The organism is Methylocystis echinoides (assembly GCF_040687965.1).
Classification (GTDB): Bacteria; Pseudomonadota; Alphaproteobacteria; order Rhizobiales; family Beijerinckiaceae; genus Methylocystis; species Methylocystis echinoides_A.
In genome coordinates this window covers 934,286-960,037 of sequence record NZ_CP156084.1, presented here as the reverse complement: position 1 = coordinate 960,037, position 25,752 = coordinate 934,286, and the positions used below count along the sequence as shown (strand labels likewise).

Genomic DNA, 25,752 nt, shown 5'->3' with positions numbered 1-25,752 from the left:
GGGAGAGAAACATGACGTTCGACAGGAGAGCGCGGGCGCTCGCCGCGGCGGCGATGTTGACGGCCAGTTACGGCGCTTTGGCGCAGACGGCGGAACATACGGCGGCGGTGAAAGCCATGTTCGACAAATCCCCGGTTCGGGCGGGAGCGTGCGCCCCGCTTTCCGAGGATTTCATGGGCTGGCCGGCGGCGCTGGCGCAGCGCTGCGACTATCCGCAGGGCGTCGCCTATATTCTCGACGTCAAGCCCGAGACCATGGCCAAATGGATCGAGACGAGCTGCGCCGCCCATGAGTCGGGCGTCGCCGCCTGTTTCGACCGCATGCTCAAATGCGCGGGGGAAAAGTCCAGCGCGACCTTCGTCATCGGCGGCAATCTGGCGGCCGCGCGCAAGGGGGCGGTGACCAACCTCTTTTTCCGAAATGGCGTCGTCGTCGCCGCGCCCCAGAACGGCACGGCCGAGCCCGTGCCTGTCGCCGAACAGGAAAAGCTCGCCCGCCTGCCCGAATCGGCGATCGAGGCCATGCCGGGCGGCGGCGCCGTCGCCTTCTGGCATACGCAACCGTTTCAGTTCGCGGTCAAGGCGATCGACCTCGGCGTGCCGGCCGAGATGAACACGCCCGACCGGCGGCAGAAATGGCTGGAGGTCATTCGCGCCGAAATGCAGGCGGCCCTGAACTCCGACACGAACCGCTTTCTTTCGGGCTGGATGACCGCGCATCCGATCACCCTGCGCACCGGCGAATGCGCCGACGATCGCGATCCGTGACGGGGCGTCTTCCGGGTTGACGGATTTCCTCGTCCTTCGAGACGCCTGCTTCGCAGGCTCCTCAGGATGAGGAAATCCTTCTGTCAGCGTTGCTTCCTTCATCCTTCCTTTCTTCGTCCTTCCTTTCCGCCGGCCACGCCGCCGCGCGCGTCCTTCTTGACGGGCGGGCCGCAGCGTTATCTTTAGCCTTCCATGACGAAGATCCACGAAGGCGCGTCGCTTCTCGGCGTGCAAGCCAAGCTCCCCGCTTCGCCCGACGAGGCGAAGCTCGATCTCGTGCCCAATCCGCACAAGGGCGTCGCTTATCTGGTCCGCTTCACGGCGCCGGAATTCACCTCGCTCTGCCCGGTGACCGGCCAGCCCGATTTCGCGCACATTGTCATCGACTATGCGCCAGGCGAATGGCTCATCGAGTCCAAGGCGCTGAAGCTTTATCTCGGAAGCTTTCGCAACCACGGCGCCTTTCACGAGGACTGCACGCTGCGCATCGCCCGCGATCTCGTCGCGGCGATGACGCCGCAATGGCTGCGCATCGGCGGCTATTGGTATCCGCGCGGCGGCATGCCGATCGACGTGTTCTGGCAGACCGGCGCGCCCCCCGAGGGGCTGTGGCTGCCCGATCAGGGGGTGCCCCCTTATCGCGGGCGGGGGTGAGTCGCGCCTTGAACGAGACGCGCCACTTCTGCGCGCAACACCGGCAGGACTTCCGCCTCGAACCAGGGGTTTTTCTTCAGCCAGCCCGTGTTGCGCCAGGAGGGATGCGGCAGCGGGAAGAGCAGCGGCCGCCCGCCCTGAAACTCCCGCCAGCGCGCGACTATCCCGGAGACGCTGGCGCCTCTGGGCAGAGCGTGGCCGAGCCGGGCGAAGTGGTAGTCCTGCGCATAGCGGCCGATCGCCAGCACGGTCTCGATCTGCGGCATGGCCGAAAACAGCGCGTCGTGCCAGAGCGTGCGGCATTCGGGGCGCGGCGGCAGATCGCCGCCCGCCGCGTCATTGCCGGGAAAGCAGAAGCCCATTGGCGCGATGGCCACGCGCGAGACGTCGTAGAACGTGTCGCGATCCACGCCCATCCATGCGCGCAGCCGTTCGCCCGATGGATCATTGAAGGGAATGCCGGTCTGGTTGACGAGATTGCCGGGCGCCTGGCTCGCGACGAGCAGCCGTGCGGTCGGCGAGACCCGAAACACCGGACGCGGGGCGTGCGGCAGGGGCGCGGGCGCCTGCGCGCAATGGCGGCAGGCGCGAATCCGCGCCGACAATTCTTCCAACGTCTCGGGTCTGTCGCGCCTCATGTTGCGCGTCAGGCGGCCGCGCTCGGCCGCGCCGCCACGTCCGAGCGCCACCGCGCCAAATGCGCCAATTCTCCCGGGACGTCGACGCGGGCGAGCGGCGACAGCTCCAGCGCGACGAAGGCGGTGATGTCGGCGACGGTGAAGGCGTCGCCCGCGACATGGCGGCGCGCGGCGAGTTCGCCGTCGAGCCAGCGCATCGCGTCCACGGCCCGCCCGCGCTGCGCCTGCGCAAAGTCCGGGAACTGCGGCTGCTCCAGCGCGGCGAGCCGCGGGTGGCTGTGGCGGAAGGCGTGCGCCACCGGCATGAACAGCTCGAACTCCATCCGCCGCTGCCACATGTCGATAAAGGCCGCCTCGCGGCCGTCGCGCCCGAAGAGCGGCGGCTCGGGATAGAGGGTTTCGATATAGCGGCAGATCGACACGCTCTCCGTCAATACGGCGCCGTCGTCGAGCACGAGCGCCGGCACGCGGTGGAAGGGGTTGATGCGCGCGTAGTCGTCATTCTTGTGCTCGAGCGCGAGGAGATTGATCTCGCGGGTGGGGATGGGGACGCCTTTTTCCGCGAGAAACATACGAACCCGCTTGGGGTTGGGCGCGCGCGGCGTATCGTAGAGCAGCATTTTCGAAGTCTATCATCGCCACTGCGGCGCGTTCAATTTAAACCCTGCCGTGAGCGCGCCGTTAATGTTTCCGGGCGATTATCGCGCTTCGCCGATTTTGACGGCGGTCCTGCATGCACAGTTGAGCATGAGCGAAGTCACCGCTGAGATGATTGAACGCGGGCGCGGACTCGATCCCCAGGCCGCGACCAGGAAACGCCGCATGGGCGCGCACATGCGCGCGGCGCGCGAGCGCTTGACGACCTCCGACACGGGACACAGGGGCACGGATCTCGAATTGCTGCGCGCCTATGCGGAAGCGCGGAGCAAATCCGCCTTCGGCGCCGCCTGTCTCATTCTGATGCTGGCGCTTCTCGCCCTGTTCTGGGTTCCGGCGACGAAGACTCTCGTCTGGCTCGTCCTGGCGCTTTCGAGCATGGCCCTTTGCGTCAACATGGCGCGGGGCCTCGCTGGACTCGAGGACACGAAGGTGACCGTCATCGAGTGGCGCAGGAGATTCGTTGTGACCGAGCTCCTGCACGGCTTCCTCTGGGCCGGCTATGCGGCGGTGTTGCTCAGCGTCAACGACCCGAACGCTCGCACGCTCGTGGTTGTGATGCTGCTCTTGTCCTCGGCCTTCAACACCATGGTGACGGCGACAATTCCCGCGGCCGTGTATGCGGCGATCGCGCCGAGTTCGCTCGCGGCCGTCGCTTACATCACGCTCGTCAATCGCGCCGGCGCGGACACGCTCGGCGTGCTGCTCGCCATGGTCGCGGCGGCGCAGTTGTTTTTCTACACTCTCGCCAAGCGCTTCCATCAGCTCGCCTCCGAAAGCCTGTTCTTCCGCGCCGAAAAGAACGAGCTGATTGCGGAGCTCGAGCAGGCGAAAGCCAATTCCGACGAAGCGCGCCGCCGCGCCGAGGAGGCCAATCTGGCGAAGTCGCGCTTTCTGGCGACGATGAGCCATGAGCTGCGCACCCCCTTGAACGCCATCCTCGGCTTTTCCGAAGTGCTGAAAGGCGAGCTGTTCGGCGCGCACGCCAATCCCGCTTACCGGGATTATTCCGCCGACATTCATTCGAGCGGTCAGCATCTGCTCATGCTGATCAACGAAATCCTCGATCTGTCGCGAGTCGAGGCGGGCCGATACGAACTCAAGGAGGAGAGCGTCTCCTTGGTCAATATCGCGCAGGATTGCCGACATCTGTTGATGATTCGCGCCAAGAAGCGGGACATCACGCTCATAGAGGCGGTCGAGCCGAGCCTGCCGCGCATCTGGGCGGATGAGCGCGCCGTGCGGCAGATCGTGCTCAATCTCCTGACCAACGGCATTAAATTCACGCCGCAAGGCGGGCAGGTGACGCTGAAGGTCGGCTGGACCCGGGCGGGCGGCCAATATATCGCCATTACCGATACCGGCCCCGGCATCCCGGAAGAAGAGATCGCCGTCGTCATGTCCTCCTTCGGCCGCGGCTCGCTCGCGAGGAAAAACGCCGAAGAAGGCACCGGCCTCGGTCTGCCGATCGTCAAGGGGCTCGTCGAGCTTCACGGCGGGCAGTTCATGTTGCGCTCCAAGATTCGCGAGGGCACGCAGGCGATCGTCGTGTTCCCGCCGCAGCGGGTGATGAACGCCCTGCCGAAGTTCGAAACCCAGGGACGCGCCAGCCGGCCCGCCGCCTGAACGAGAAAACCTCTGACGGCGAGCAAAAACTGCTCTAGGCTGCCGCGTCATGACGACCCATGACGCACATCCCGCGCCCGATTCCGCCGCGCTCGTGCTCTTTTCTGGCGGGCAGGACTCCACCACCTGCCTCGCCTGGGCGCTCGCGCATTTTGCCCGCGTCGAGACGGTCGGCTTCGACTATGGCCAACGCCACCGCATCGAACTCGATCAGCGCAAAAAACTGCGCGACGGGCTCGCGGCGTTGTCGCCGCTCTGGCGCCAAAGGCTCGGCGACGACCACACGATGACCATCGAGGCGCTCGGCGCCATCTCGGACACCGCGCTCACCCGCGACGCGGAGATCGCGTTGCGCGAGGACGGTTTGCCCAACACCTTTGTCCCCGGGCGCAATCTCATCTTCCTCGCCTTCGCCGGCGCGCTCGCCTATCGCCGCGCCGTTTCCGACATCGTCGGCGGCATGTGCGAGACCGATTTTTCCGGCTATCCCGATTGCCGCCACGAAACGATCCGCGCGATGAACCGGGCGCTTTGTCTCGGCATGGCCTCCGACATCGAAATCCATACCCCCCTGATGTGGATCGACAAGGCCGCGACCTGGCGCCTGGCCAAGGATCTCGGCGGCTGGGGCCTGGTCGATTTGATCGTCGAGGAGAGCCACAGCTGTTACCTCGGCGAGCGCGGCCGACGCTTCGACTGGGGCTACGGCTGCGGCGAATGCCCGGCCTGCGCGTTGCGCGCGGCCGGCTGGGCGAAGTTTTTCGCCGCTACCCCGGCTTGACCGCCCGCCGCCACGTAATGTTATAACATGCATGTTATAACATTACGTGGGTGGGCGCTTTGCTGTTACGTCACGCTCTTGGCCGCGCAGAGGCCCCGAGGCCCGCGTCACAGCTCGTAAGATGCGCCGTCGCGGGGCTTTTTGCGCTCATGTCCTATGCGGCGGCGGCGCAGCAGTCGCTGCCCACGATCGAAGTCCGGACCGCCAAGCGCCACACGGATGCGAAGACCCCGCCCGCGCGGAGGCCTGCCGCGCTGCGCCAGCCGCTTGTCGCTGCGCTCCCGCCCACGCCCTCGGCGCCGCGTGACAGTCTGCCGATCGTCGCCGATCGCTTCGGGTCGACATTGGTTGTGCCGCGGGAGGAACTCCGCCGCTTGCCCGGCGCGACGCTCGGCGACCTGCTCTTCGACAAGCCGGGCGTCACCGGATCGGGCTATGCCCCGGGCGCCGCAAGCCGCCCGATCGTGCGCGGGCTGGATAATTACAGGGTGCGCATCCAGGAGAATGGCGTCGCCGCCAGCGGCGTCTCGGAACTGGGCGAAGACCACGCCGCCCCGCTCGATCCGCTCGGCGCAAATCGCGTCGAGGTGATTCATGGCCCGGCCACGCTGCGCTGGGGCGCGGCCGCGATGGGCGGCGTCGTCAATGTTGAAAACAATCGCATCCCGGACCATCCGCCCTGCGCTGACGCGGCCCTGTTTCGACAATCCGGCTGCGCAGCGGTTGAAACCCGCGCGGCGGCGTCGACCGTCGACGGCGCGCTCGAAAATGCGACGCTTCTGGACGCCGGGCGCGGCGCGTTTCTCCTCCACGCCGACGTCGCGGGCCGACGCGCCGGCGATTACGCGATTCCCGCCTATCCCTATCTCTTTCCGCCCGACCCGCCGCCGCCGGTCTATGGCCGCCAGCCCAATTCGGCCATGCGCATGGGCTCGGCCTCGCTCGGCGGGACTTATCTTTTCGACGCCGGCTACGTCGGCTTTTCAGTGACGCAGTTTTTCACCCGCTACCACATTCCCGGCATAGAGCCGACGGCGACCAATACGCGGATCGACATGCGCCAGACGCGCGTCGCCTCGAAAGGCGAATTGCGACCGCGGTCGGCCTATGTCGATACGATCCGCTTCTGGATGGGCCTCGGCGACTACCGCCACAACGAGCTCGCAAATGTCGATGGGGTCGACGGCGCTCAGCAGACCTTCACGAATCAGGAGCTCGAAACCCGCGTTGAAACCCTGCTTCAGCCGCTCGCGCTGCCCTTTGGGACGCTGAAAACCTCTTTTGGTTTCCAGGGCGCGCATCAGTTCTTGCGCGCGCCGGGCGTCGAAGGCGGGCTCTTCGACCCCAACCGCACGAAAAGCGTCGCCGGCTATCTGTTCAACGCGCTCGCGTTCAACGCGGCGCAGCGTCTCGAAATCGCCGGCCGCGTCGAACATGCGCAAATCAGCGGAGCCATGCCGGATTTCTCGGTCGACCCCGGCTTCTCGACACCCCGTGACCGGCAATTCACGCCGGTCAGCGGCGCGTTCGGCTTTCTTCAAGATCTTCCCGGCGACATGGTCGCGAGCCTTTCGGCCCAATATGTTCAACGCGCCCCGCGCGCGCCCGAACTCTTTTCGCGCGGCGCCCACGAGGCCACCGGCACCTTCGACGTCGGCGATCCCAATCTGAAGATCGAAGCGGCGAAGACGGTCGAGATCAGCCTGCGTCGGGCGCCCGGGCCGCTGCGTTTCGAGGCCAATCTCTTCTACACGCGCTTCGATAACTTCATTTTCCGCAATCTCACCGGCGAGAGCTGCGAGGCGACCGTCGCAAGCTGCACGCCCTTGGGCGAAGGCGGCGATCTCGCGCAGGCCTTCTATGCGCAACGCAACGCAGTCTTTCGCGGCGGCGAATTCCAGGGCCAGCTCGACGTTGCGACGCTCGCGGGCGGGACCGTCAGCGTCGAGAGCCAGTTCGACGTGGTGCGGGCGAGCTTCACGGGCGGCGGAAACGTGCCGCGCATCCCGCCCGTGCGGCTCGGCGGCGGTCTCGTCTGGCGCGACGCCAATTGGCTCGCCCGGGTCAATCTGCTGCACGCCTTTGCGCAGAATGCGATCGCCGAGACGGGCGAGACGCCCACGAAAGGCTATAATCTGCTCAAGGCGGAGCTGAGCTACCGGATGGTTTTCGGCCCGAACGATCCGCTCGGCCGCGAGATGACGTTCGGCCTCGCGGGCAATAATCTGCTCAACGCGGACATGCGCAACAGCGTCTCGTTTCGTAAGAATGAGGTGTTGCTGCCCGGCGCCAATCTGCGGCTTTTCGCCAATATCCTGTTCTAGACGCGGCTTCGAGACTTGATCGGCGGCGCGAAATTTGGCATAGGCGTCGCCAACGAGGCGCTGGGCGTATCCCGGCCTGTCTTCTATTGCCGAGGATAAACACATGAAAGTCCGCAACTCCCTGAAATCCCTGCGTTCGCGCCATCGCGCCAACCAGATCGTGCGCCGCAAGGGCCGCGTTTACGTCATCAACAAGGTCCAGAAGCGCTACAAGGCCCGCCAGGGCTAAAGCCCGTCCCGGCCTTCAGCCATTAGAAAAAGACCGCGGGACATTGTCTCGCGGCTTTTTTTTTACGCCGCAGGGGCTTGGCGGCGGCTCTCGGCGGCGGCTCTTGCCGGGGGCCTGGCGGTCACGCCCCCATCAGGGCGCGCACATGCGCCGCGACGCTTCGGCCAAGCCCTTCGAGGTCATAGCCCCCTTCGAGCAGCGACACGATGCGGCCGCCGCATTTCCTGTGGGCCACGTCCATCAGGCGCTTGGTCGCCTCGCTGAAATCCTCCTCGGTGAAGCGCAGGCCCCCGAGCGGGTCGCGCTCATGGGCGTCGAAGCCCGCCGAGATCAGGATGAGGTCCGGGCTGAAGTCCCGCAGCCGCGGCAGGACGCGTTCAAGGAGCGCCTCCTGAAAGACATCGCCCGTCGAGCCGGCGCGCAGCGGGGCGTTGACGATGGTGTCGTGCTCGCCGGTCTCGTTGTAGCCGCCGGTGCCGGGATAGAAGGGCGCCTGGTGGGTCGAGCAAAACAGCACGCTCCCATCCGACCAGAAAATATCCTGCGTGCCATTGCCGTGGTGCACGTCGAAGTCGACGATCGCCACCCGCTCGGCGCCATGGGCGGCCTGCGCGTGGCGCGCCGCCACGGCGACGTTATTGACAAAGCAGAAGCCCATCGGGTTGCGGGCGCCCGCGTGATGGCCGGGCGGCCGCGCCGCGACGAAGGCCGTGTCCGCGTCGCCGCGCATCACCCTGTCCACCGCCGCGACGGCGCCGCCCGCCGCCCGCCAGATGGCTTCGAGCGTCTTCGTGCACATGACCGTGTCGCTGTCGAGCGCCGCATAGCCCTCGCGCGGCTGCGCCTCCTCGAGCGCCGACAGATAGCTTTGCGGATGCACGCGTCGCAGCGCCTCGACGGGCGCCCGCGGGGCTTCGGCGCGGGTCAGGATTTGGAATGCTTCAGCTTCGAGTTCGCGCTCGATGGCGCGCAGCCGGTCTGGACGCTCCGGATGGCCCGGGCCCATCTCATGCTCGAGGCCGCTCGCATGCGTGAACAGAAGGGTTCTCACCAGCCCGCCGCTCTACTGGCCGCCACTGCGGACCGCCTTTTATTGGGCCGTTTTTCGACAAAGTCCATGAAAATTGAAAGACAGCGGTTTTCGCCGCGGCCGTCATGGCCGGGCTTGTCCCCGATTGTCCCTGCCTTTGGGGGGGCGCGATTGCGCGCCTTCGCCCGCCGATCCGCTGCAACCAGAGGATGTGCGCGTGGCCCATAGGCCACACCTCCACATTATTGGCGATAGCAGGGCGGCAGGCGGATTAAACGGGGCGGGTTCGTGGTAAGGAAATTTTCAAGAAATCTGATTGCGGCGGAAAGGAGCGTGCTGATGAAGTGGAAAACTATGGCTGCGATGTCGCTAACCGCTCTCGCTCTGGCGGGTTGCTATAGCGGCGTCCGGGTGCCCGACCCCAAACTCTCGGCGCGCGACGCGGAATTTCTGGCGCTTGCTCCCAAGGCCCAAATCAGCTCCGAATTCGACCGCTATCTCGTTGATTACAAGACGAACGAACCGGTGGGGTCGATCGTCGTCGATTCGAGGGCGCATTTCCTTTACTACGTCATGCCCGGCGGCAAAGCCATTCGCTACGGCGTCGCGACGGGGCAGGAGGCGATGGGCTGGACCGGCCGCGCCTATGTGGGCGCCATGCAGGAATGGCCGCGCTGGATCCCCCCGAAGGACATGCTCGAGCGCTGGCCGCATCTGCAGCCGACGGCCGACGCTGGCGGCCTGCCCGGCGGCCCCGACAATCCGCTCGGCTCGCGCGCGCTGTATTTGTATCAAAATGGGAAAGACTCGCTCTATCGCATCCACGGCACCAATGAGCCGGAGAAGATCGGTCAGGCCGTGTCCTCGGGCTGCATCCGCATGCGCGATATCGACGCGATCGACCTTTATAGCCGCGTCAAGGTCGGCACCCAGGTCGTTGTGCTCTAACCGAGCGAGCTGACGCCGATTGAGCCCTTCCCCCTTCGGGGAGGGGCTTTTTCGTCTTTGGCGCGGGGGCGATCCACAACAATTTTTCGAAGCTCGGCCTTTATTTGCGGAACGGTCACGCTCGAACTGCGTTATCGGGGCAAGACGGCGTCCGGCTGGTCAAGACAGAGCCGGGCAAGCGGCGATTGCAACGCAAGTCATTTGACGGGGCGGGGAGGAAAAATGAAAAAGGCCATCGTGTTTGGGTTATTTGCCTTGTTGTTGGCCGCAAGCTTCGCGAGCGCCGCGTCGATGATCGAGCCCGCCGACACTGACAAGGATTTTTGTTTCGGCTATGCGATTTGCGAATGAGCCTCAGGCGCGCGGCTTCTGACGCATCATGTCCCGCAGCTGCGCGACCCGGCGCAGAACGTCTCCCCCGTTCGTTCTGACGAAAGCGGTCGCCGCGGCGCGCAGTCGGGCGACTGATTCCAATGCGCGCAATTTCAGTGGCTTCACCAGCAGGGAGGCCCAGGCGCGCGCATCGAGGACGATCGAATAGAGACGGGCGAACCACGGCATTTGCAGGAGCTTGTCGCGGCAGATGTCGAAGAGGAACGCTTCGACGCCGAGGGTGAGCGACTTCACCAGGAAGATAAACAGAACGCCGAGGAAGACGTGGCCCTTCGCCAGCAGCGCCAGCGCGGCGACTTTGAAGGGCAGGACCCCCAGCATCGGGACGGCGAAAAGCGCCAGCGTCATCGGCGGCGACAGTTTCTCGACGACGCCCGCGAGCCAGGGCTCGATGCGCTCAAGCCCGAGCGCCCGTTCGAGCTGGCGCAGCCAGTCCCGCACATGGTCCCAGATCCAGCTCTCGATGAGGAAGATCACCGCGAGCGCGAACCAGAAGGCGCGGATCAGCAGAGGTTTCAGTCTGTCGACGAACGCGTCGAAGCGTCCCATGCAATCGTTCCTTCCAACGGGCGGATCGTAGCGCTCGGAACCATGTAGGCGCCCGGGAGCAAGACCCCAAGGCGGGCGGACGCGGCGCGCGTCAAATGTGAATCGCCCGCTTAGCGACTGCGAGCGCCGCCTCCTTCATCGCTTCCGACATGGTCGGATGGGCGTGGCAGGTGCGCGCCAGATCTTCGGACGAGCCGGAGAATTCCATGAGCACGGCGGCTTCCGCGATCAATTCGCCGGCGCCGGCGCCGAGGATATGGACGCCGAGCACGCGGTCGGTGACGGCGTCGGCAACGAATTTCACGAAGCCGTCGGTCTCCCGCATCGAGCGCGCGCGGCCATTGGCGGAGAAGGGGAATTTGCCGACGGCGACATCGAGTCCCTTGGCCTTCGCCTCTTCTTCGGTGACGCCGATGGACGCCACCTCGGGCGAGGTGTAGACGACGCTCGGAATGACGTTGTAATTCACATGGCCGGCCTGGCCCGCGAGAATTTCAGCGACGGCGACGCCTTCATCCTCCGCTTTATGCGCGAGCATCGGGCCGCGAACCACGTCGCCAATGGCGTAGACCCCTGGAACATTGGTTGCAAAATGGTCGTCGATGACGATGCGCCCGCGTTCCAGAGCGACGCCCGCCTCCTCGAGCCCCAGTCCCTGCGTATAGGGAATGCGACCCGTGGCGATCAGCACGACATCGGCCTCGATCTTGTCCGACGTCGCGCCGTCGACCGACGCGTAGGAGACGACGACGCCCGTCCCTTCGCGCGCGACGCCCGTGACCTTCGACGACAATTTGAAGGCGAAGCCCTGCTTCTCCAGTATTTTTTGAAAGCGTGCGGCGACTTCGAGGTCGAAGCCGGGCAGCACGCGGTCGAGATATTCGATCGCGGTCACCTGCGCGCCGAGCCGGCGCCAAACCGAGCCGAGTTCGAGCCCGATGACGCCCGCGCCGACGACGACGAGCTTTTGCGGAACTTTCTCCAGCGTCAGCGCGCCCGTCGAGGAGACGATCGTCTTTTCATCGATTGCAATCTCCGCTCCAGCCGCGTCGCGCAGCGGCGCGACCGCCGAGCCGGTCGCAATCACGATATTCTTGGCGTCGAGCGTCTGCGCCCCGCCGTCCGACCCTCTGACCTCGACCTTTCCGGGGCCGGCGAGCCGACCGACGCCGCGAATGCCGTCGACCTTGTTTTTCTTGAAAAGAAAGGCGACGCCGTTGACGTTGGCGCCCACGGTGTCGGCCTTGTGCTTCATCATGGCCGCGAGATCGAGCCGGGGCGGATCGACGATGACGCCGAGCGGCGCGAGGCCATGCGCGGCTTCGTCGAACATATGCGAGGCGTGCAGCAGCGCCTTGGACGGAATGCAGCCGACGTTGAGGCACGTGCCGCCATAGGTCGCGTCCTTTTCGACGACGGCGGTCTTCAAGCCCAGTTGCGCCGCTCGGATGGCGCAGACATAGCCGCCCGGCCCGGAGCCAATCACTACGAGATCATAAGTCATGAAGGCCGCTCTTCAAAAATGGCGCCGAAGCGTCAGCCTGCCGCCCAGGCGAAAATCGCGATGCCCAGAACGCCGATCGCGGTCTGTCCGAGCTCCAGGCTGCCCCACAGGTCGATGACCTTGCGGGCCTCATGCGCCGCATCGGCGCCGATGAGCCCGAGGATGCGGTTGTTGAGCGGCACAATCGCCCAATAGGTGTAGGGCCACGAGGCGAGCATGACGAGGGCGCCGAAGAGCCAGCGCAAATCATTGAGCTCTCGATAGGCGATGAAGCCGAAAAGAGCGGCAGCCGCCGCCAGTCCCGCGAGCACGATGAAGCCGCGATGGTCGGAGGGCTCCCACTCCTTGATCAGCGCGTCGTCGCTCAAGGCCAGACGCGCAGGCTGCTCGACATAATTGACATAAAGCGACGCGCCGGTGAAAGCGCCCGCCGCCGCGAGCGCAAGCGAACCAATGATCATCTGTCGTTCCCTCGTGAAGTCTTCAAGCCGATTCGATCGCTTCCTCGTCGCAGACGACGCGGGCGTTGGCTTCGGCCTCGGCGGCGACGTCGACCTTCAGGGCTCGGACCGCCTCCTGTTCGCGCGCGCGATCGGTGAAGTGGTCGAAGAACATCTTCATCGTCCGATCGATGCCGTGTGAATTGATCCGCCTCGTATCCTCCCGATAGAATCGTCCAGCGTTCGGCGAGACGTTCACGAGATCGTAAGACGGGAAATAAGCGATGTTGGGCCGGGCCCGCACCACTTCGTCGGCGGCCGCGCGCAGGATCGACTTCACGGCCGTATTCGACACGATGACATGCCTGTCCTCATAGGTCGCGATAATGCCGACGGGCGAGACGCTGAGAACAATGCGAACCTTGGGATTGACGGCCCGGATGCGGTCCACGGCGGCGAGAAAGTCGCGAACGACTTCGCTCACGGTCATATTGTAAAACTCGTAGACATTTTCGTCCCAAACGCCGCCGGCGACGCCGGGAGCGAGTTGCAGAATCGCGCCGTCGGCCTTGTGTCGCCAGGTTTCGGTGTGACCGAAGGTGAAGACGAAGACGTCCATCGTCTCGAACATGTGACGCACGGCGGCGAAATGGCTTTCGCGATCCGCGTGCATCTCCTCGAGCGTCTCATAGGCGTCGGGTTCGATTCGCGGACGGAAGGGGTCGACGAAGCGGCCGTCCTCGGGACGATTCCAGAAATCGAGCGTCGGCTTGAAGTCGCCATAGGCGCGTTCGATGAGCTGACGAAATTGCGCCGTCGTGTAGATATTGCCGTAGCGGCAGGAATACATCGAATAATTGCGACGCAGCGCCTCTTCGGCCGACATCCCCTGCGGCGGCTTTTCCGCGAGGTAATAGGTGTAGCCGCTGGTCTGGAGCCGATGGGCGATTTCCTGCGCGAAGCAGCTTCCGGCGGTGGCGACCCTGTCTTCGCGGGCGATCTTGAAGGGCGCGGAGAGCAGCGGGTCGATCGCGAAGGGCGGCAGGCCGGTCACAGCCTTGCGCCAGAAGCGATGGTCGGGTAGGGAGCTATAGGGATTGTCCGCCACGGGGCAAACTCCTGATCGCGATGTGAATAAGTCGCAAATGGCGCTTGGCGTCGTGTGGCGCGCCATCCTTCGTCAGCGGACCATAGACGAAGGCGCCGCCGCTTGTCACCAGCCGGGGGCCGGCGGGCGACGCGCCCAAGCGGCGAAGCCGGTGAATGACGCAGATGTTCTCCCAGATCGAGAAACAGATTTCCAAGTCCTGGATTCAATATGCGGTCGAGCCGCGAATCGCCAAGCTGACAGGCCGCCAGATCCGCACTACCGGGCCACGCATCGCCGTCATGGGCAATTGCCAAGCCTTTGGCGTGGCCTATGCGATGAAGGTCATGGACCCGAGCGCGACGGTTCATCATTTCTCGGCGATCGGCCGCTCTCGCTTCGCCAATTTCGATGTTCTGGTCAAGACGCTCGACACCTATGATTACGTCTTCTCGCACGAATTCCTCTCGGGCCATCTGCGCGGCCCTGGCGATTCGGCGGAGCTGCGCCAACGCCTGCCGAAAGTGACGCGCCTTCCCGCAGTGACCTTTGCGGCCTTTCATCCCGATCTGATTTACATCCAGGACCCCACGCAGCCGCTGCACGGCTTCATCTTCGGCCCGCTCGGCCCCTATCACTCGGCGATCGCCGTCTTCGCCTATCGGGCCGGTCTGTCGCTCGAAGAAACGCGGGCGATGTTCAATGAGAATGTGTTCCAGGCTTTGGGCTATCTGGACATCTGGAACGACGCTGCGCGCGAGCTGCTCGAAACGACGCGCAACGAATTCGACGTCGACCTTTCGACCGACCTCATGAAATGGGCGCGTCGCGGCGTCTTCATGTACAGCCTCGTGCATCCGATGAGCTATGTGCTATTCGATCTCTCCAAGCTCATGTGGGAGAAGGTCGGCCTGAAGCCGCCGGCGACGGATTTCAGCTATTATCAGATCTATGATCTCGCGCGCGCCGAGATCTTTCCCGTGTATCCGCCGATCGCCAAGCTTTTCGGCGTGCAGGGCGGCTATCTGTTCAAGCTGCAGAATCATCACCTCGCCAATGACGTCGGCGACTTCTTGACGCTGCCGCAATATCTCGCCGCCTGTTTCCGCACCTATGAGAAGGAAGGCGCCGAGCGTCTGGGCAATCCGCGCGTCGACGCATGGCTTGCGGACGAGAGCACGAAAAAACTGCTGATTGGACTGGCGCGGGAAAATCTGAAGGCCGGCCGCTTGCCGACGCTCTGAGCGGGGAAGTCTCTCCCCGCTTGCGGGGAGAGGGTCGAGCGGCGCGGTTTGCGGCGCCGGCTTACGCCTCCACTTGCTCCATCTCTCGGGTGAAAGCGCAAATTCGCGGGGCGATCTCGCGGCGGAAGCGCGAGCCGTTGAAGACGCCGTAATGGCCGACGCCTACCTGCAAATGATGCGCCTTGCGCGCCGCGGGAATGCCGGAGCAAAGGTCCTGCGCGGCAAGCGTCTGGCCGACGCCCGAAATATCGTCCTTCTCGCCCTCGACGGTGAGCAGCGCCGTGTGGCGGATGGACCGCAGGTCGATGAGTTCGCCGCGATGGCGCAGAAGCCCGAGCGGCACTTCATGCTTGATGAAGACGCGCTCGACCGTCTGCAGATAGAATTCCGCCGTCAGATCCATTACCGCGAGATATTCGTCGTAGAAATCGCGGTGTTTTTCGGCCGAGTCGCCGTCGCCCTCGATGAGATGGTTGAACATCTCCACATGCGCGGTGACATGGCGCTCGATGTTCATGGCCATGAAGCCCGAGAGCTGCAGAAAACCAGGATAGACGTCGCGGCCCATGCCGGCGTGGGGGAAGGGGACGGTGTGGATGCAGTGGCGGCGGAACCAGTCGATGCCGCGCTTCTCCGCGAGCTTGTTGACCGCGGTGGGATTGACGCGCGTATCGATCGGACCGCCCATCAAAATCATGGATTCGGGCGCCGCCGGGTCGCTCGCCGCCTCCATGGCCGCGACGGCGCAGATCAGCGGCACGGAGGCCTGGCAGACGCCGAGCGTATGGACCGGAACGCCGTCATCGGCGAGGAAACGCATCATCTCTTCGAGATAATCGATGTAATCGTCGAGGTCGAAACTGCCCTCGACGAGCGGGACGGTGCGCGCGTCGGTCCAGTCGGTGATGTAAACGTCGTGGCTCGGCAGGAAGGCCTCGACCGTCCCGCGCAGCAGCGTGGCGTAATGGCCCGACATCGGCGCGACGATGAGGAGCTTCGACTGTTTCGGCGCCGCGTCCGCGAATTGCCGCTTGAAATGCAGCAGGCCGCAGAACGGCTTCATCCAGACGTGCTCTTCGGCGACTTCAACCTCGACGCCGTCGACCTTGGTCGTGTCCAGGCCAAACATCGGCTTGCCGTAGCGGCGCGTCATGCGCTCGAAGAGTTCGGCGGAGGCCGCGATGCTGCGGCCGAGCGAGGTGTGATAGAGCGGGTTGAGCGGGCTCTTGATCGTGTGCAGCAGCGCGTCGGTCGCCGCACGCGCCGGCGCAAAGGCGAGATGCAACATTTCGTAAACGTGGTACGACATCCGATCCATATTCAGAGCTCTCCGCCACTCCTATCCATGTTGCACTGCACAAAACTCTTATAGCCAACTTGTTGCGGAAAGGAAAGGCTGACGCGCGCGCCCTGACCCCGCACATAATGTAAGTCGAGTTCGGCCGCCTGAAAAACAAACTATTTAACGCCCGCGGCGACCCCGACGAGCAGGATAAGCCAAAACACGGCGGCCGATAGTTTGTAAATCGTCAACGCGCGAAAAATATCGGCTGTGGTCGCCGCCCGGAGCCCTTCGCCGAGCACGGCGCCGTCCACTGTCGCGCCGCGATAGGCGCGCGGGCCGCCGAGCGCGAGGCCGAGCGCCCCGGCCATGGCGGCCTCGGGCCAGCCGGCGTTGGGCGAAGCGTGTTTGGCGGCGTCGGCGCGGGCGGCGGCGAAGGCGCGCCGCCCCGAAGCGCCCGGCGTCGCTGCGGCCGCAGCGGCGATCAGCCCGGCCGCAATGCGCGCGGGAACGAGGTTGAAAAGGTCGTCACAGCGCGCCGCCGCCCAGCCGAAGGCGAGATAGCGCTCGGATTTATGGCCGATCATGCTGTCGGCGGTGTTGACCGCTTTGTAGACCAGCGCGCCCGGCAGGCCGAAGAGGGCGAGAAACAGCGCCGGGGCGACGACGCCGTCCGAGAAATTCTCGGCGAGACTCTCGATCGCCGCGCGGGCGACGCCGGCCTCGTCCAACTCGGCGACGTCGCGGCCAACGATTTTGGCGACTTCCCGCCGCCCTGCGTCCAACCCGTCGGCAAGCTCCCGCGCCACCGCCGCGACATGGTCGTAAAGGCTTCTCTGGGCGAGCAGGGCGGAGGCGAGGAGGGCGGTGAGAAGCGCGCCGTAAGGCGCGGCGCCCAAGAGGCGCTCGATGACCTCCCCGGCGGCGAGCGGGGCCGCGACGATCAGCAGCAGCGCCGCCACGCCCTTGCCGCGGCGCATCGGGAAAGGATCGGCGGCGCGGTTGAGCCTTCGGTCGAGCCTGGCGATGAGCGCGCCGATCCAGGTGACCGGATGGCCGATGCGCTTGAACAGGGGCTCGGGGTAGCCGGCGACCGCTTCGATCGCAAGCGCCGCGACGGCGACGCCGAAGCTCATTCGGCGACGTCTCCGCACGCGCCGCAGCCCTCATGCTGAGGAGCGCCACAGGCGCGTCTCGAAGCATGAGGAGCGCCACAGGCGCGTCTCGAAGCATGAGGAGCGCCACAGGCGCGTCTCGAAGCGCGAAGGCGGCCGGCCCCGGCCCCCCGTCCTTCGAGACGCCTGCTTCGCAGGCTCCTCAGGAAGAGGGGCCTCATGTGCGCGACGCCGCCCGCAGCCGTCAGGAGAGCGGAGATCACCGACCGAACAGGCCGGTGACCGAGGCCTTGGCGAGCGCGTTCTGATTGATCGTGAAGCCGGCGATGGCGGTGCGGCCCTTGCCTGCGTCGCCGATCTTGTCGGTCTTCAGCGCATAGACGGTGATGACATAGCGATGCGGCTTGCCGGGCGGCGGGCAGGGGCCGCCGTAGGATCTGTCCCCGAAGTCGTTTTCCAGATGATGCGCGCCGGGCGGCAATTTCTTGCCCGAGGCGTCCCCGGCGCCCTGTTTGAGGCCGCGCACGTCCGGCGGGATGTCGACCACGAGCCAGTGCCAGAAGCCGGCGCCGCCGGTCGGCGCGTCGGGATCGTGCATCAGCACGGCGAAGCTTTTCGTGCCGGCGGGCGGATCGGTCCAAGTCAGTTCCGGGGAGAGGTTGGCGCCCGTGCAGCCGAAGGAGTCGTAGACATGTTTCATGTCGATCCTCTGGCCGTCGGCGATGTCGGGGCTTTTCAGTTCGAAAGCCTGCGCGCCGCCGGCTTCGGCCGTCGCGAACGTCATCAGTGCGAAGAAGGACGTCAGGCTGCGATTCATGGCCAAGCTCCTTTACATGAAATTCGGCGCCCCTTTTAACGGATCGCCGACCCTGTGTCGCGTGGGCCGCGGCGACTTGCTAAACATGGCGCATGACTGACGCGCCAAAAGATCGCCCGTTACGTCGGGGCTGGACGACCGGCGCCTGCGCCACGGCCGCGACGCGCGCGGCCTTCGAGTCGCTCGTTTCGGGCGCGCCGCCGCCCGATCCGGTCGAGATCGCGTTGCCCTCGGGCCGCCGGGTCGCCTTTGCGCTCGCCGAGTTTTCACGCGCCGCGGATTTCGCGCGCGCGGGCGTGGTCAAGGACGCGGGCGACGATCCCGACGTCACCCATGGCGCCCTTGTGCGGGCCACCGTGCGGCGGGCGGCGCCGGGGGCGGGCGTGTCCTTCCTCGCCGGCGAAGGCGTGGGCACGGTGACGCGCCCGGGCCTCCCCGTGCCGCCAGGGGAGCCGGCCATCAATCCCGTGCCGCGTCAGATGATGCGGGAGACGATCGCCGAAGCGGCGCAGAATTTCGGGGTCGGCGGCGATGCAGAGGTCGAGATTTCCGTTCCCGGCGGCGAAGAAATGGCCAAACATACGCTCAACGGGCGCCTGGGGATCGTCGGCGGCCTGTCGATCCTCGGCACGACGGGAATCGTCACGCCCTTTTCCTGCGCCGCCTGGATCGACAGCATTCATCGCGGCGTCGACGTCGCGCGCGCCAGCGGGTTGACGCATGTCGCCGGAACGACGGGTTCGACGTCGGAAGCCGCCGTGCAGGCGCTCTATGGCCTGCCCGAGGCGGCGATGATCGAGATGGGGGATTTCGTCGGCGGCCTGCTGAAGTATCTGCGCACGCATCCCGTCGCGCGCGTGACGATCGGCGGCGGCTTCGCGAAGATGACCAAGCTCGCGCAAGGACGTCTCGATCTGCATTCGGGCCGCTCGAGCCTCGATCTCGCGCGCCTCGCCGAGACGGCGCGCGGCGCGGGCGCCGATGAGGAGACGACCGCGCGCATCCATCACGCCAATAGCGGGCTCGACGCGCTGCTCATCGCCCGCGCCGAAGGGGTCGATCTCGCCGCGCCCGTCGCGCGCGAGGCGTGGAAAACCGCGGCGCGCGCGCTCGGCTCCGGGGAGATGGCGTTGAACGTCATCGTCTTCGACCGCGACGGCGCCCTCTTGGCGCAAACGCCTTTCAGGAGGGCCGGCGATGTCTGACAGAGAAGGGGATAGCGCGAATCCCTTCCTGACCTTCGTCCTCGGCGGCGCGCGCTCGGGGAAAAGCGCCTATGCCGAAGGCCTGATCATGGCGCATCCGGCGCCGTGGATTTACATCGCCACGGCGGAGGCCTTCGACGACGAGATGCGCATGCGCATCGACGCCCATCAGGCGCGGCGCGGCGGCAATTGGCGTACGACCGAAGCGCCGCAGAACTTGCCGCGAGCGATTGGGCAGGCGTCCGCAGAGGCGCCCCTGCTCATCGACTGTCTCGGCATCTGGCTCTCCAATCGCATGCTGGCGGGGGCGGACCTCGCCGCCGACCGCGCGGCGCTGATCGTGGCGCTGATGGCGCGTCGTGCGCCCACCGTGGTGGTGTCGCCGGAAGTCGGCCTTTCGATCGTGCCGGAAAATGCGCTCGCCCGCGCTTTCCGCGACGCCGCGGGGCTCCTGCATCAGGAGGTCGCGCGCGTTTCGGCGCAGGTGGCGCTGGTGGTGGCGGGCTATCCGGTGAAGGTGAAGTAGCGGCTCCTCGCCGACAATGCTTCGACGCGGCCTCGCCCTTCGAGACGCGCGCTTAGGCGCGCTCCTCAGGGTGAGGCCTAATTGAAGCAGATGAAACAGCCCTCATGCTGACCTGGGGACTCAAGCCCCCGCCGCCGTCAACCCCTTCTCGAGATCGGCGAGAATGTCGTCGATATGTTCGAGGCCAATCGAGAGGCGCACATAGCCGGGCGTCACGCCGCTGGCGAGTTGCCCCTCTTCGGCGAGTTGCGAATGCGTCGTTGTCGCCGGGTGAATGGCGAGGCTGCGCGCGTCGCCGATGTTGGCGACATGGTAGAACATCTCCAGCGCGTCGATGAAGCGGCGGCCGGCTTCGAGCCCGCCTTTCAGTTCGAAACCGATCAGCGCGCCATAGCCGCCCTTGAGATAGGCGTCGGCGCGCCGGCGCGCTTCGCCTCTCTGCTGCGAGGGATGGATGACTTTGGTCACTTCGCTGCGCTTGCTCAGGAAATCGACGACCTTCTGCGCATTTTGCACGTGGCGCTCCATGCGCAGCGTCACCGTCTCGATTCCCTGCAAAGTGAGGAAGGCGTTGAAGGGCGAGGGCGCCGAGCCCAAATCGCGCAACAGCGTCGCGCGCGCCTTGAGGACATAGGCCACGGGCCCGAGCGGCTTCACCGCTTCGACCCACACGGCGCCATGATAGCTCGGGTCGGGCGTATTCAGCGCCGGCTGGCGCGCGGGGAATTTTTCCCAGTCGAAATTGCCGCCGTCGATGATCGCGCCGCCGATCGAGGTGCCATGTCCGCCGAGATATTTCGTCGTCGAATAGACGACGATCGCCGCGCCGTGGTCGAGAGGGCGCGCGATGATCGGCGCAGCGGTATTGTCGACGATCAGCGGAACGCCGTAGTCGCGGCCGATCGCGGCGACTTCGGCAATTGGAAAGACGGTGAGCTTGGGATTGGGCAGCGTCTCGGCGTAATAGGCGCGCGTGCGATCGTCCGTCGCGCGGCGGAAATTCTCGGGGTCGGCGGGATCGACGAAGCGGACCTCGACGCCCTGGTCTCTCAGCGTATTGGCGAAGAGATTCCACGTGCCGCCGTAAAGATCGGTCGAGGAGACGACATTGTCGCCGACGCGCGCGATATTTTGCAGGGCGAAGGCCGAGGCCGCCTGTCCCGAGGCCAGCGCCAGCGCCGCAACGCCGCCCTCGAGCGCCGCGAGGCGCGCCTCCAGCACGGCCGTCGTCGGATTGCCGATGCGCGTGTAGATGTGGCCGAGCTCTTTCAGCGCGAACAGATTTGCGGCGTGTTCGGTGTCGCGGAACTGATAGGACGTCGTCTGAAAGATCGGCACGGCGACGGCGCCCGTCGTTTCATCGGCGCGCCAGCCTGCGTGCAGCGCAATCGTTTCCGCATGTTTCGATTCGACAGCCATGGCAATCCTCCCGCCGCAGCTTTCGTAAACGAAAAGCGGGCGCGAGGCGATATTTTCTTGCCGGCGCGACGGCCTCGCCCATCTAGCCCGTGGGGGGCCAATCCGGCCTGCCGCGCGCGGCGGGTCAGGAGCGAGAGCCATGCAAAAAATTCTCGTGATCTCTGCTTTTCTGTCGGCGGGCGCCGTCGCGCCCGCGCTCGCGGTGGATCAGGGAGATCCCAACCCGCCGACGTTTGAAAACGGCCAGCCGGTCATGCCGAAGGGCGCGCAGGCGACGCCGGAATTTCGCCAGGCCGAGGCGCAGGACGCCCCGGTGCAGGGGTCGGGCGTGATCCCCAAATCGACCACGCAGCCGTCCGTCGGCGAGACGTCCGGTCCCGCGGTGGGGACGCATGTCGATCCGCCGACCGTGGTGCAGAAAGACAATCCGGCCGCGCAAATGCATGCGTCGCCCACAGGCCTCGCGGGCCCGAGCGGAACCTCCGCCGGATCGCCCGGCATCGAAGGCAAGGCGGGAACTCAGGCCGGCAAGGAATGGCTGCCGCCGGAAGAGATTCGCAGCAAGAAGCCTAGCAGCTGAGGCGCGGCGCGCAGGCCAGGGCGAAGGCGTATTCCAGCGCAACATCCTCCAGCGCCTCGAACCGTCCCGAGGCGCCGGAGTGACCGGCGCCCATGTGCGTGTGCAGGAGCGCCGGTCCGCCGCCCGTCATGGCGGCGCGGAGCTTGGCGATCCATTTGAGCGGCTCCCAATAGGTCACGCGAGGATCGGTCACGCCCGCAATCGACAGGATCGCCGGATAGGCCTGAGCGCGAATATTGTCATAGGGCGAGTAAGCGGCGAGACGGTCGTAAACCTCTTCATCCGCCAAGGGATTGCCCCATTCGAGCCATTCCGGCGGCGTCAGCGGCAGATCGTCCCGCAACATCGTGTGCAGCACGTCGACAAAGGGCACGCCGGCGATGATTCCGGCGAAGAGCTGGGGCGCCTCATTGGCGACGACTCCCATCAGCAGACCGCCGGCCGAAGCGCCCTGCGCGACGATCGCGCCTTCGCGCGTGTAGCCGGTTTTCACGAGATGCTTCGCCACGGCGATGAAATCGGAAAATGTGTGGGGCTTCCGTTCGAGCTTGCCGTCCTCGTACCAGCGCCAGCCCTTCTCGGTTCCGCCGCGCACATGGGCGAGCGCGTAAACGAAGCCGCGATCGACGAGTGAGAGCACGTCTGAGTCGAAGCGCGCGTTGAGCGCATGGCCATAGGCCCCGTAGCCATAGAGCAGCAGCGGCGCGCCGCCGCGCCCGGGCGTGAAGGTCGCGCGATGCAGCAGCGTGACGGGAATCGTCTCGCCATCCGCCGCCGGCGCGAAGAGCCGTCGCGTGACGTAATTCTTCGGATCGTGTCCCGAAGGGATTTCCTGACGCTTGCGCAGCACGCGGGCGCGCGTCTTCATGTCGTAGTCGTAGGTTTCCTGCGGCGTCGTCAGCGAGCAATAGGTAAAGCGCAGCCTGTCCGTGTCGAATTCGAGGCCGGGATCGAGGCCGAGCGCGTAAGCCTCCTCCTCGAAGGCGATGGCGTGCTCCTCGCCGCTTGTCAGATCGCGGATCATGATGCGCGGCAATGAATTCTCGCGCGTCATCCACACGAGGTAATTGCGGTAGACGGTGAAGGCGACGATCATGGCGCCGTCCCGATAGGGGACGACGTCCCGCCAATAAGCGCGCTCGGGCGTCGCGAGCGGCGCGACGGAGATCCGGAAGTCGTCGGCGCCCTCGGCGTTGTTCATGACGTAGAGAACATCGCCGTGCGGCTCGACGTCGTAGCGCAATTTGGGTTCGCGCCTGGCGACGAGTCGCGGCGGCGCGTCCGCGTCCGCGAGATCGACGAGCCAGCATTCCGAGGCGTCGTGGCCGCGGATCGAGACGATGGCGAAGCGGCGGCAGCGGCTTTCCTCGAGCTCGACGAACCAGGCGCCGTCCGGCTCCTCGATGATCAGGCGGTCGGTTGCGGGGTCGGCGCCGACGTGGTGCCGAAAGACCTGCGCGGTGCGATGATTCTCGTCGACCCGCACGTAGTAGAAGGCTTTCGAATCCGCGCTCCAGACGATCGAGCCCTCGGTGTCGGTCACGACGTCCGACCGGTCCCGGCCATCGGCGAGCGCGCGGGTGCGAATGGCGTAGAGCTCGGAGCCCTTGTCGTCGACGCTCCAGGCGAGCTGTGCGTGATCGGGCGAATGGGCGGCGTCGCCAATGTCGAAGAAGTCATGGCCCTTGGCCAGCGCCTCGCCGTCGAGCAGGATCGTTTCCGCGCCGCCGTCGCGCGGGGCGCGGCAGGCGATAGGGTGTTCGGCGCCTTCGCGGAAGCGTCCGTAATAGGCGTAGGGCCCGTCGGGGTCGGGAACGTCGGCGTCGTCCTCCTTGATGCGGCCGCGCATCTCGGCCACCAGCGTCTTGCGCAACTGGCGAAGCGGCGCGACGACCTGCGCGCAATAGGCGTTTTCGGCCTTAATGAGCGCGGCGATGTCCCCCGGCAGTTTCTTTGGATCGCGCAGCACCTCGCGCCAGTTGTCGGCGGCGAGCCAGGCGTAAGGGTCGTCGAGCACGCGCCCGTGCGTCGTCATCCGAAACGGGCGCCGCTCCGCCACAGGGGGCGTCGCCGAGAAATCGAAGGCGGCGCCGTCAGTCTTTAGAGCTTCAGCCATGCCGTCCCCCCAGAAGGCCCGCGCGGCTCGCGCGCAAGCATTTCTCAAGATTTTCGTCGTTAGCCTTACCATCCGGGGCCTCGGATTTTCGAGTGGAAACCGCCATGAGCATCCTCACTCCCCATTTCAACGCCGGACCGCCGCGCAAGGTCAGCGGCAAGGGCTTTATCGCGCATCTTGTGAAGGGCTTCGCCCCGAACCTCGTCTTGATCCGACTGTCTCTGTCCGCTCTTGCCGGGGTTCTCGCCTTCCACTTCTGGAAGAACGGCCGGCGTTAGGCAAAAGCTTTGCAATTGGCCGCCCGGGCGCTGCAGCAAGACAAGGTCTTGGAAATGTCATAGTGTCCGCCCTGGCCGCGTTCGACGAACGTCGGCCGGGGAGAGTCCGAAGCCGTGCGGCCGGCTTCTAAGAACAAAAGAGACGTTATGTATAAGAGCATCAAGATCATCTTGTCGGCGGGCGCCGTCGTTGCGCTCTCTGGCGCGTCCGCATTTGCCGAAACCGTCTGGAAGCCGCCGGAGGAGGTCGCGCCGAAGGCCGCCGCCGAAGCCGCGCCCGCTCCCGCCGCCGCAACTAGTCAGGCCTCGCCGCAGTCCCCCGCGGACAAGGAAAAGGCCTGCGCCGAGCAGGCCAAGGAGAAGGGCCTGAAGGGCAAGGCGAAAAAGCAATTCAAGGCCGAGTGCGTGAAGTCCTGAAGATAATCGCAGAAGGCGCATATGAGGAGGGCGGGCTCGAAGCCCGCCCTCAGCTGAATCGACAAGCCTGCGAAGCGGCCTCGCCCCGGCCCTCAGTAAACGCGCTCGATGCAGAAATCGACGACTTCGAGCAGAGCGTCCTTCCACGGCGACGACGGGAAGATTTCGAGCGCGTCGCGCGCGATGGCGCCGTAATGGGCGGCGCGCTCGATCGTATCGTCCAGCGCCTTGTGCTTCTTCACCAGACCGCAAGCTGTCTCGACGTCGTCGTCGTTGATCTCGCCTTTCTCCAGCGTGCGGCGCCAGAACTCACGCTCCTTCTCATTGCCGCGGCGGAAGGCGAGCACGACGGGCAGAGTGATTTTGCCCTCGCGGAAATCGTCGCCGACATTCTTGCCGAGCTTGGCGGAGGAGCCGCCGTAATCCAGCGCGTCGTCGATGAGCTGGAAGGCGACGCCGAGATTCATGCCGTAGCTGCGCGCCGCCGCCTCGTCGGCCTTGGGCTTGCCGGCGAGCATCACGCCGACTTCCGCCGCGGCGGCGAAAAGCTCGGCGGTCTTGCGCCGGATCACGCCCATATAGGCGTCTTCGGTCGTCGTCGTGTCCTTGGCGGCGTTGAGCTGCAGGATTTCGCCCTCGGCGATGACGGCCGCGGCCTGTGAGACTACGGTGAGCGGCGGGACCATGCCGGGCTCGACCATCATCTTGAAGGCGTGGCCCAGCAGGAAATCGCCGACGAGCACGCAGGTCTGGTTGCCCCAAAGCATGCGCGCCGCGATCTTGCCGCGCCGCATGTTGGATTCGTCCACGACGTCGTCGTGAAGCAGGGTCGCCGTATGCATGAATTCGATGCCGGCGGCGAATTTGAGGTGGCCGTCGCCCTTGTAGCCGCACATGCCCGCGGTGGCGAGCACGAGCATCGGGCGCAGGCGCTTGCCGCCGGCGGAAATCAGGTGGTTCGCCACTTCCGGGATCGTCGTAACGTCCGAGCCCATGCGTTGGATGATGAGCTGATTGGTGCGCTCGAGGTCCGGGCGGATCAGGTCGAGCAGGCTGTCGAGGCCCGCGGCCTTTTTCTCTTCGAGCGGAATAACGATACCCACGGACCCCCCTACGGCCTGACCCT

The 25,752-nt window shown here is 65.6% G+C and carries 27 protein-coding genes; 14 read left to right on the top strand and 13 right to left on the bottom strand.

The window, feature by feature from the left end; translation table 11 throughout:
- Positions 1 to 11: 11 nt before the first annotated feature.
- Positions 12 to 767: a hypothetical protein gene (locus RVU70_RS04620; RefSeq protein ID WP_363349906.1), complete on the top strand. Its 756-nt coding sequence runs from the start codon at positions 12 to 14 to the stop codon at positions 765 to 767.
- Positions 768 to 959: 192 nt separating this feature from the next.
- Positions 960 to 1,421 carry a preQ(1) synthase gene (gene queF, locus RVU70_RS04615; protein WP_363349905.1) on the top strand — a complete coding sequence of 154 codons (462 nt, stop codon included), beginning with the start codon at positions 960 to 962 and terminating at the stop codon, positions 1,419 to 1,421.
- Here the strand turns inward: queF and RVU70_RS04610 are convergent.
- Positions 1,403 to 2,059, bottom strand: a complete 657-nt coding sequence (locus tag RVU70_RS04610; RefSeq protein WP_363349904.1) for a uracil-DNA glycosylase family protein — start codon at positions 2,057 to 2,059, stop codon at positions 1,403 to 1,405. The two genes, queF and RVU70_RS04610, sit on opposite strands and share 19 nt — an antisense overlap.
- A gap of 8 nt (positions 2,060 to 2,067) precedes the next feature.
- Complete coding sequence (locus tag RVU70_RS04605; protein ID WP_363349903.1) at positions 2,068 to 2,679, bottom strand: glutathione S-transferase; 612 nt, start codon at positions 2,677 to 2,679, stop codon at positions 2,068 to 2,070.
- 127 nt (positions 2,680 to 2,806) lie between these two features.
- On the opposite strand from RVU70_RS04605, the gene RVU70_RS04600 reads away from it, so the two are divergent.
- The 4 genes from RVU70_RS04600 to ykgO all read left to right on the top strand — a co-directional run bounded on the left by RVU70_RS04600 (position 2,807) and on the right by ykgO (position 7,676).
- A complete protein-coding gene (locus RVU70_RS04600; RefSeq protein WP_363349902.1) occupies positions 2,807 to 4,342 on the top strand; it encodes an ATP-binding protein in 1,536 nt (511 codons plus the stop codon).
- Positions 4,343 to 4,391: 49 nt separating this feature from the next.
- A complete protein-coding gene (queC, locus tag RVU70_RS04595; protein WP_363349901.1) occupies positions 4,392 to 5,123 on the top strand; it encodes a 7-cyano-7-deazaguanine synthase QueC in 732 nt (243 codons plus the stop codon).
- 149 nt (positions 5,124 to 5,272) lie between these two features.
- Entirely contained in the window at positions 5,273 to 7,447 is a 2,175-nt protein-coding gene (locus RVU70_RS04590) for a TonB-dependent receptor domain-containing protein (RefSeq protein WP_363349900.1), read from the top strand.
- 103 nt (positions 7,448 to 7,550) lie between these two features.
- Positions 7,551 to 7,676 carry a type B 50S ribosomal protein L36 gene (gene ykgO, locus RVU70_RS04585; protein WP_036283477.1) on the top strand — a complete coding sequence of 42 codons (126 nt, stop codon included), beginning with the start codon at positions 7,551 to 7,553 and terminating at the stop codon, positions 7,674 to 7,676.
- Positions 7,677 to 7,797: 121 nt separating this feature from the next.
- Here ykgO and RVU70_RS04580 read toward each other — a convergent pair whose 3' ends face one another.
- Complete coding sequence (locus RVU70_RS04580) at positions 7,798 to 8,682, bottom strand: histone deacetylase family protein (RefSeq protein WP_363351215.1); 885 nt, start codon at positions 8,680 to 8,682, stop codon at positions 7,798 to 7,800.
- A gap of 363 nt (positions 8,683 to 9,045) precedes the next feature.
- On the opposite strand from RVU70_RS04580, the gene RVU70_RS04575 reads away from it, so the two are divergent.
- Entirely contained in the window at positions 9,046 to 9,654 is a 609-nt protein-coding gene (locus RVU70_RS04575) for a L,D-transpeptidase (RefSeq protein ID WP_363349899.1), read from the top strand.
- Between the two features lie 222 nt (positions 9,655 to 9,876).
- The gene (locus tag RVU70_RS04570) at positions 9,877 to 10,005 is read left to right on the top strand and encodes a hypothetical protein (RefSeq protein WP_363349898.1); all 129 of its coding nucleotides are present in this window, start codon (positions 9,877 to 9,879) and stop codon (positions 10,003 to 10,005) included.
- Positions 10,006 to 10,008: 3 nt separating this feature from the next.
- On the opposite strand, the gene RVU70_RS04565 is transcribed toward RVU70_RS04570, so the two are convergent.
- The 4 genes from RVU70_RS04565 to RVU70_RS04550 all read right to left on the bottom strand — a co-directional run bounded on the left by RVU70_RS04565 (position 10,009) and on the right by RVU70_RS04550 (position 13,648).
- Positions 10,009 to 10,596 carry a hypothetical protein gene (locus RVU70_RS04565; protein WP_363349897.1) on the bottom strand — a complete coding sequence of 196 codons (588 nt, stop codon included), beginning with the start codon at positions 10,594 to 10,596 and terminating at the stop codon, positions 10,009 to 10,011.
- A gap of 91 nt (positions 10,597 to 10,687) precedes the next feature.
- Positions 10,688 to 12,100, bottom strand: a complete 1,413-nt coding sequence (lpdA, locus tag RVU70_RS04560; protein WP_363349896.1) for a dihydrolipoyl dehydrogenase — start codon at positions 12,098 to 12,100, stop codon at positions 10,688 to 10,690.
- A 32-nt stretch (positions 12,101 to 12,132) separates the two neighbouring features.
- The gene (locus tag RVU70_RS04555) at positions 12,133 to 12,561 is read right to left on the bottom strand and encodes a DUF1772 domain-containing protein (RefSeq protein ID WP_363349895.1); all 429 of its coding nucleotides are present in this window, start codon (positions 12,559 to 12,561) and stop codon (positions 12,133 to 12,135) included.
- Between the two features lie 22 nt (positions 12,562 to 12,583).
- Positions 12,584 to 13,648, bottom strand: a complete 1,065-nt coding sequence (locus RVU70_RS04550; RefSeq protein ID WP_363349894.1) for a GSCFA domain-containing protein — start codon at positions 13,646 to 13,648, stop codon at positions 12,584 to 12,586.
- A gap of 155 nt (positions 13,649 to 13,803) precedes the next feature.
- On the opposite strand from RVU70_RS04550, the gene RVU70_RS04545 reads away from it, so the two are divergent.
- On the top strand, positions 13,804 to 14,871 hold the full coding sequence (locus RVU70_RS04545; protein WP_363349893.1) for a WcbI family polysaccharide biosynthesis putative acetyltransferase: 1,068 nt from the start codon (positions 13,804 to 13,806) through the stop codon (positions 14,869 to 14,871).
- A 61-nt stretch (positions 14,872 to 14,932) separates the two neighbouring features.
- Here RVU70_RS04545 and RVU70_RS04540 read toward each other — a convergent pair whose 3' ends face one another.
- The 3 genes from RVU70_RS04540 to RVU70_RS04530 form a co-directional block, all read right to left on the bottom strand.
- Complete coding sequence (locus tag RVU70_RS04540) at positions 14,933 to 16,189, bottom strand: polyhydroxyalkanoate depolymerase (protein ID WP_363349892.1); 1,257 nt, start codon at positions 16,187 to 16,189, stop codon at positions 14,933 to 14,935.
- 140 nt (positions 16,190 to 16,329) lie between these two features.
- Positions 16,330 to 17,289 carry an adenosylcobinamide-phosphate synthase CbiB gene (gene cbiB / locus RVU70_RS04535; RefSeq protein ID WP_363349891.1) on the bottom strand — a complete coding sequence of 320 codons (960 nt, stop codon included), beginning with the start codon at positions 17,287 to 17,289 and terminating at the stop codon, positions 16,330 to 16,332.
- A 238-nt stretch (positions 17,290 to 17,527) separates the two neighbouring features.
- Positions 17,528 to 18,085, bottom strand: a complete 558-nt coding sequence (locus RVU70_RS04530; RefSeq protein ID WP_363349890.1) for a YbhB/YbcL family Raf kinase inhibitor-like protein — start codon at positions 18,083 to 18,085, stop codon at positions 17,528 to 17,530.
- A gap of 92 nt (positions 18,086 to 18,177) precedes the next feature.
- Here RVU70_RS04530 and RVU70_RS04525 point away from each other — a divergent pair, with 92 nt between their 5' ends.
- Positions 18,178 to 19,290, top strand: coding sequence for a cobalt-precorrin-5B (C(1))-methyltransferase (locus RVU70_RS04525; protein WP_363349889.1), 1,113 nt, complete (start codon positions 18,178 to 18,180; stop codon positions 19,288 to 19,290).
- Positions 19,283 to 19,816, top strand: coding sequence for a bifunctional adenosylcobinamide kinase/adenosylcobinamide-phosphate guanylyltransferase (cobU, locus tag RVU70_RS04520; protein WP_363349888.1), 534 nt, complete (start codon positions 19,283 to 19,285; stop codon positions 19,814 to 19,816). The genes RVU70_RS04525 and cobU overlap by 8 nt, the downstream gene beginning before the upstream one ends.
- Positions 19,817 to 19,936: 120 nt before the next feature.
- Here the strand turns inward: cobU and RVU70_RS04515 are convergent, their stop codons facing one another.
- Complete coding sequence (locus tag RVU70_RS04515; protein ID WP_363349887.1) at positions 19,937 to 21,235, bottom strand: PLP-dependent transferase; 1,299 nt, start codon at positions 21,233 to 21,235, stop codon at positions 19,937 to 19,939.
- A gap of 139 nt (positions 21,236 to 21,374) precedes the next feature.
- On the opposite strand from RVU70_RS04515, the gene RVU70_RS04510 reads away from it, so the two are divergent.
- Entirely contained in the window at positions 21,375 to 21,815 is a 441-nt protein-coding gene (locus tag RVU70_RS04510; RefSeq protein WP_363349886.1) for a hypothetical protein, read from the top strand.
- Here RVU70_RS04510 and RVU70_RS04505 read toward each other — a convergent pair.
- Complete coding sequence (locus RVU70_RS04505; protein ID WP_363349885.1) at positions 21,805 to 23,931, bottom strand: S9 family peptidase; 2,127 nt, start codon at positions 23,929 to 23,931, stop codon at positions 21,805 to 21,807. The two genes, RVU70_RS04510 and RVU70_RS04505, sit on opposite strands and share 11 nt — an antisense overlap.
- A 104-nt stretch (positions 23,932 to 24,035) precedes the next feature.
- On the opposite strand from RVU70_RS04505, the gene RVU70_RS04500 reads away from it, so the two are divergent.
- A complete protein-coding gene (locus RVU70_RS04500; protein ID WP_363349884.1) occupies positions 24,036 to 24,209 on the top strand; it encodes a hypothetical protein in 174 nt (57 codons plus the stop codon).
- A gap of 147 nt (positions 24,210 to 24,356) precedes the next feature.
- On the top strand, positions 24,357 to 24,626 hold the full coding sequence (locus tag RVU70_RS04495; protein ID WP_363349883.1) for a PsiF family protein: 270 nt from the start codon (positions 24,357 to 24,359) through the stop codon (positions 24,624 to 24,626).
- A 92-nt stretch (positions 24,627 to 24,718) separates the two neighbouring features.
- Here RVU70_RS04495 and RVU70_RS04490 read toward each other — a convergent pair whose 3' ends face one another.
- On the bottom strand, positions 24,719 to 25,729 hold the full coding sequence (locus tag RVU70_RS04490; protein WP_363349882.1) for a polyprenyl synthetase family protein: 1,011 nt from the start codon (positions 25,727 to 25,729) through the stop codon (positions 24,719 to 24,721).
- Positions 25,730 to 25,752: the final 23 nt, after the last annotated feature.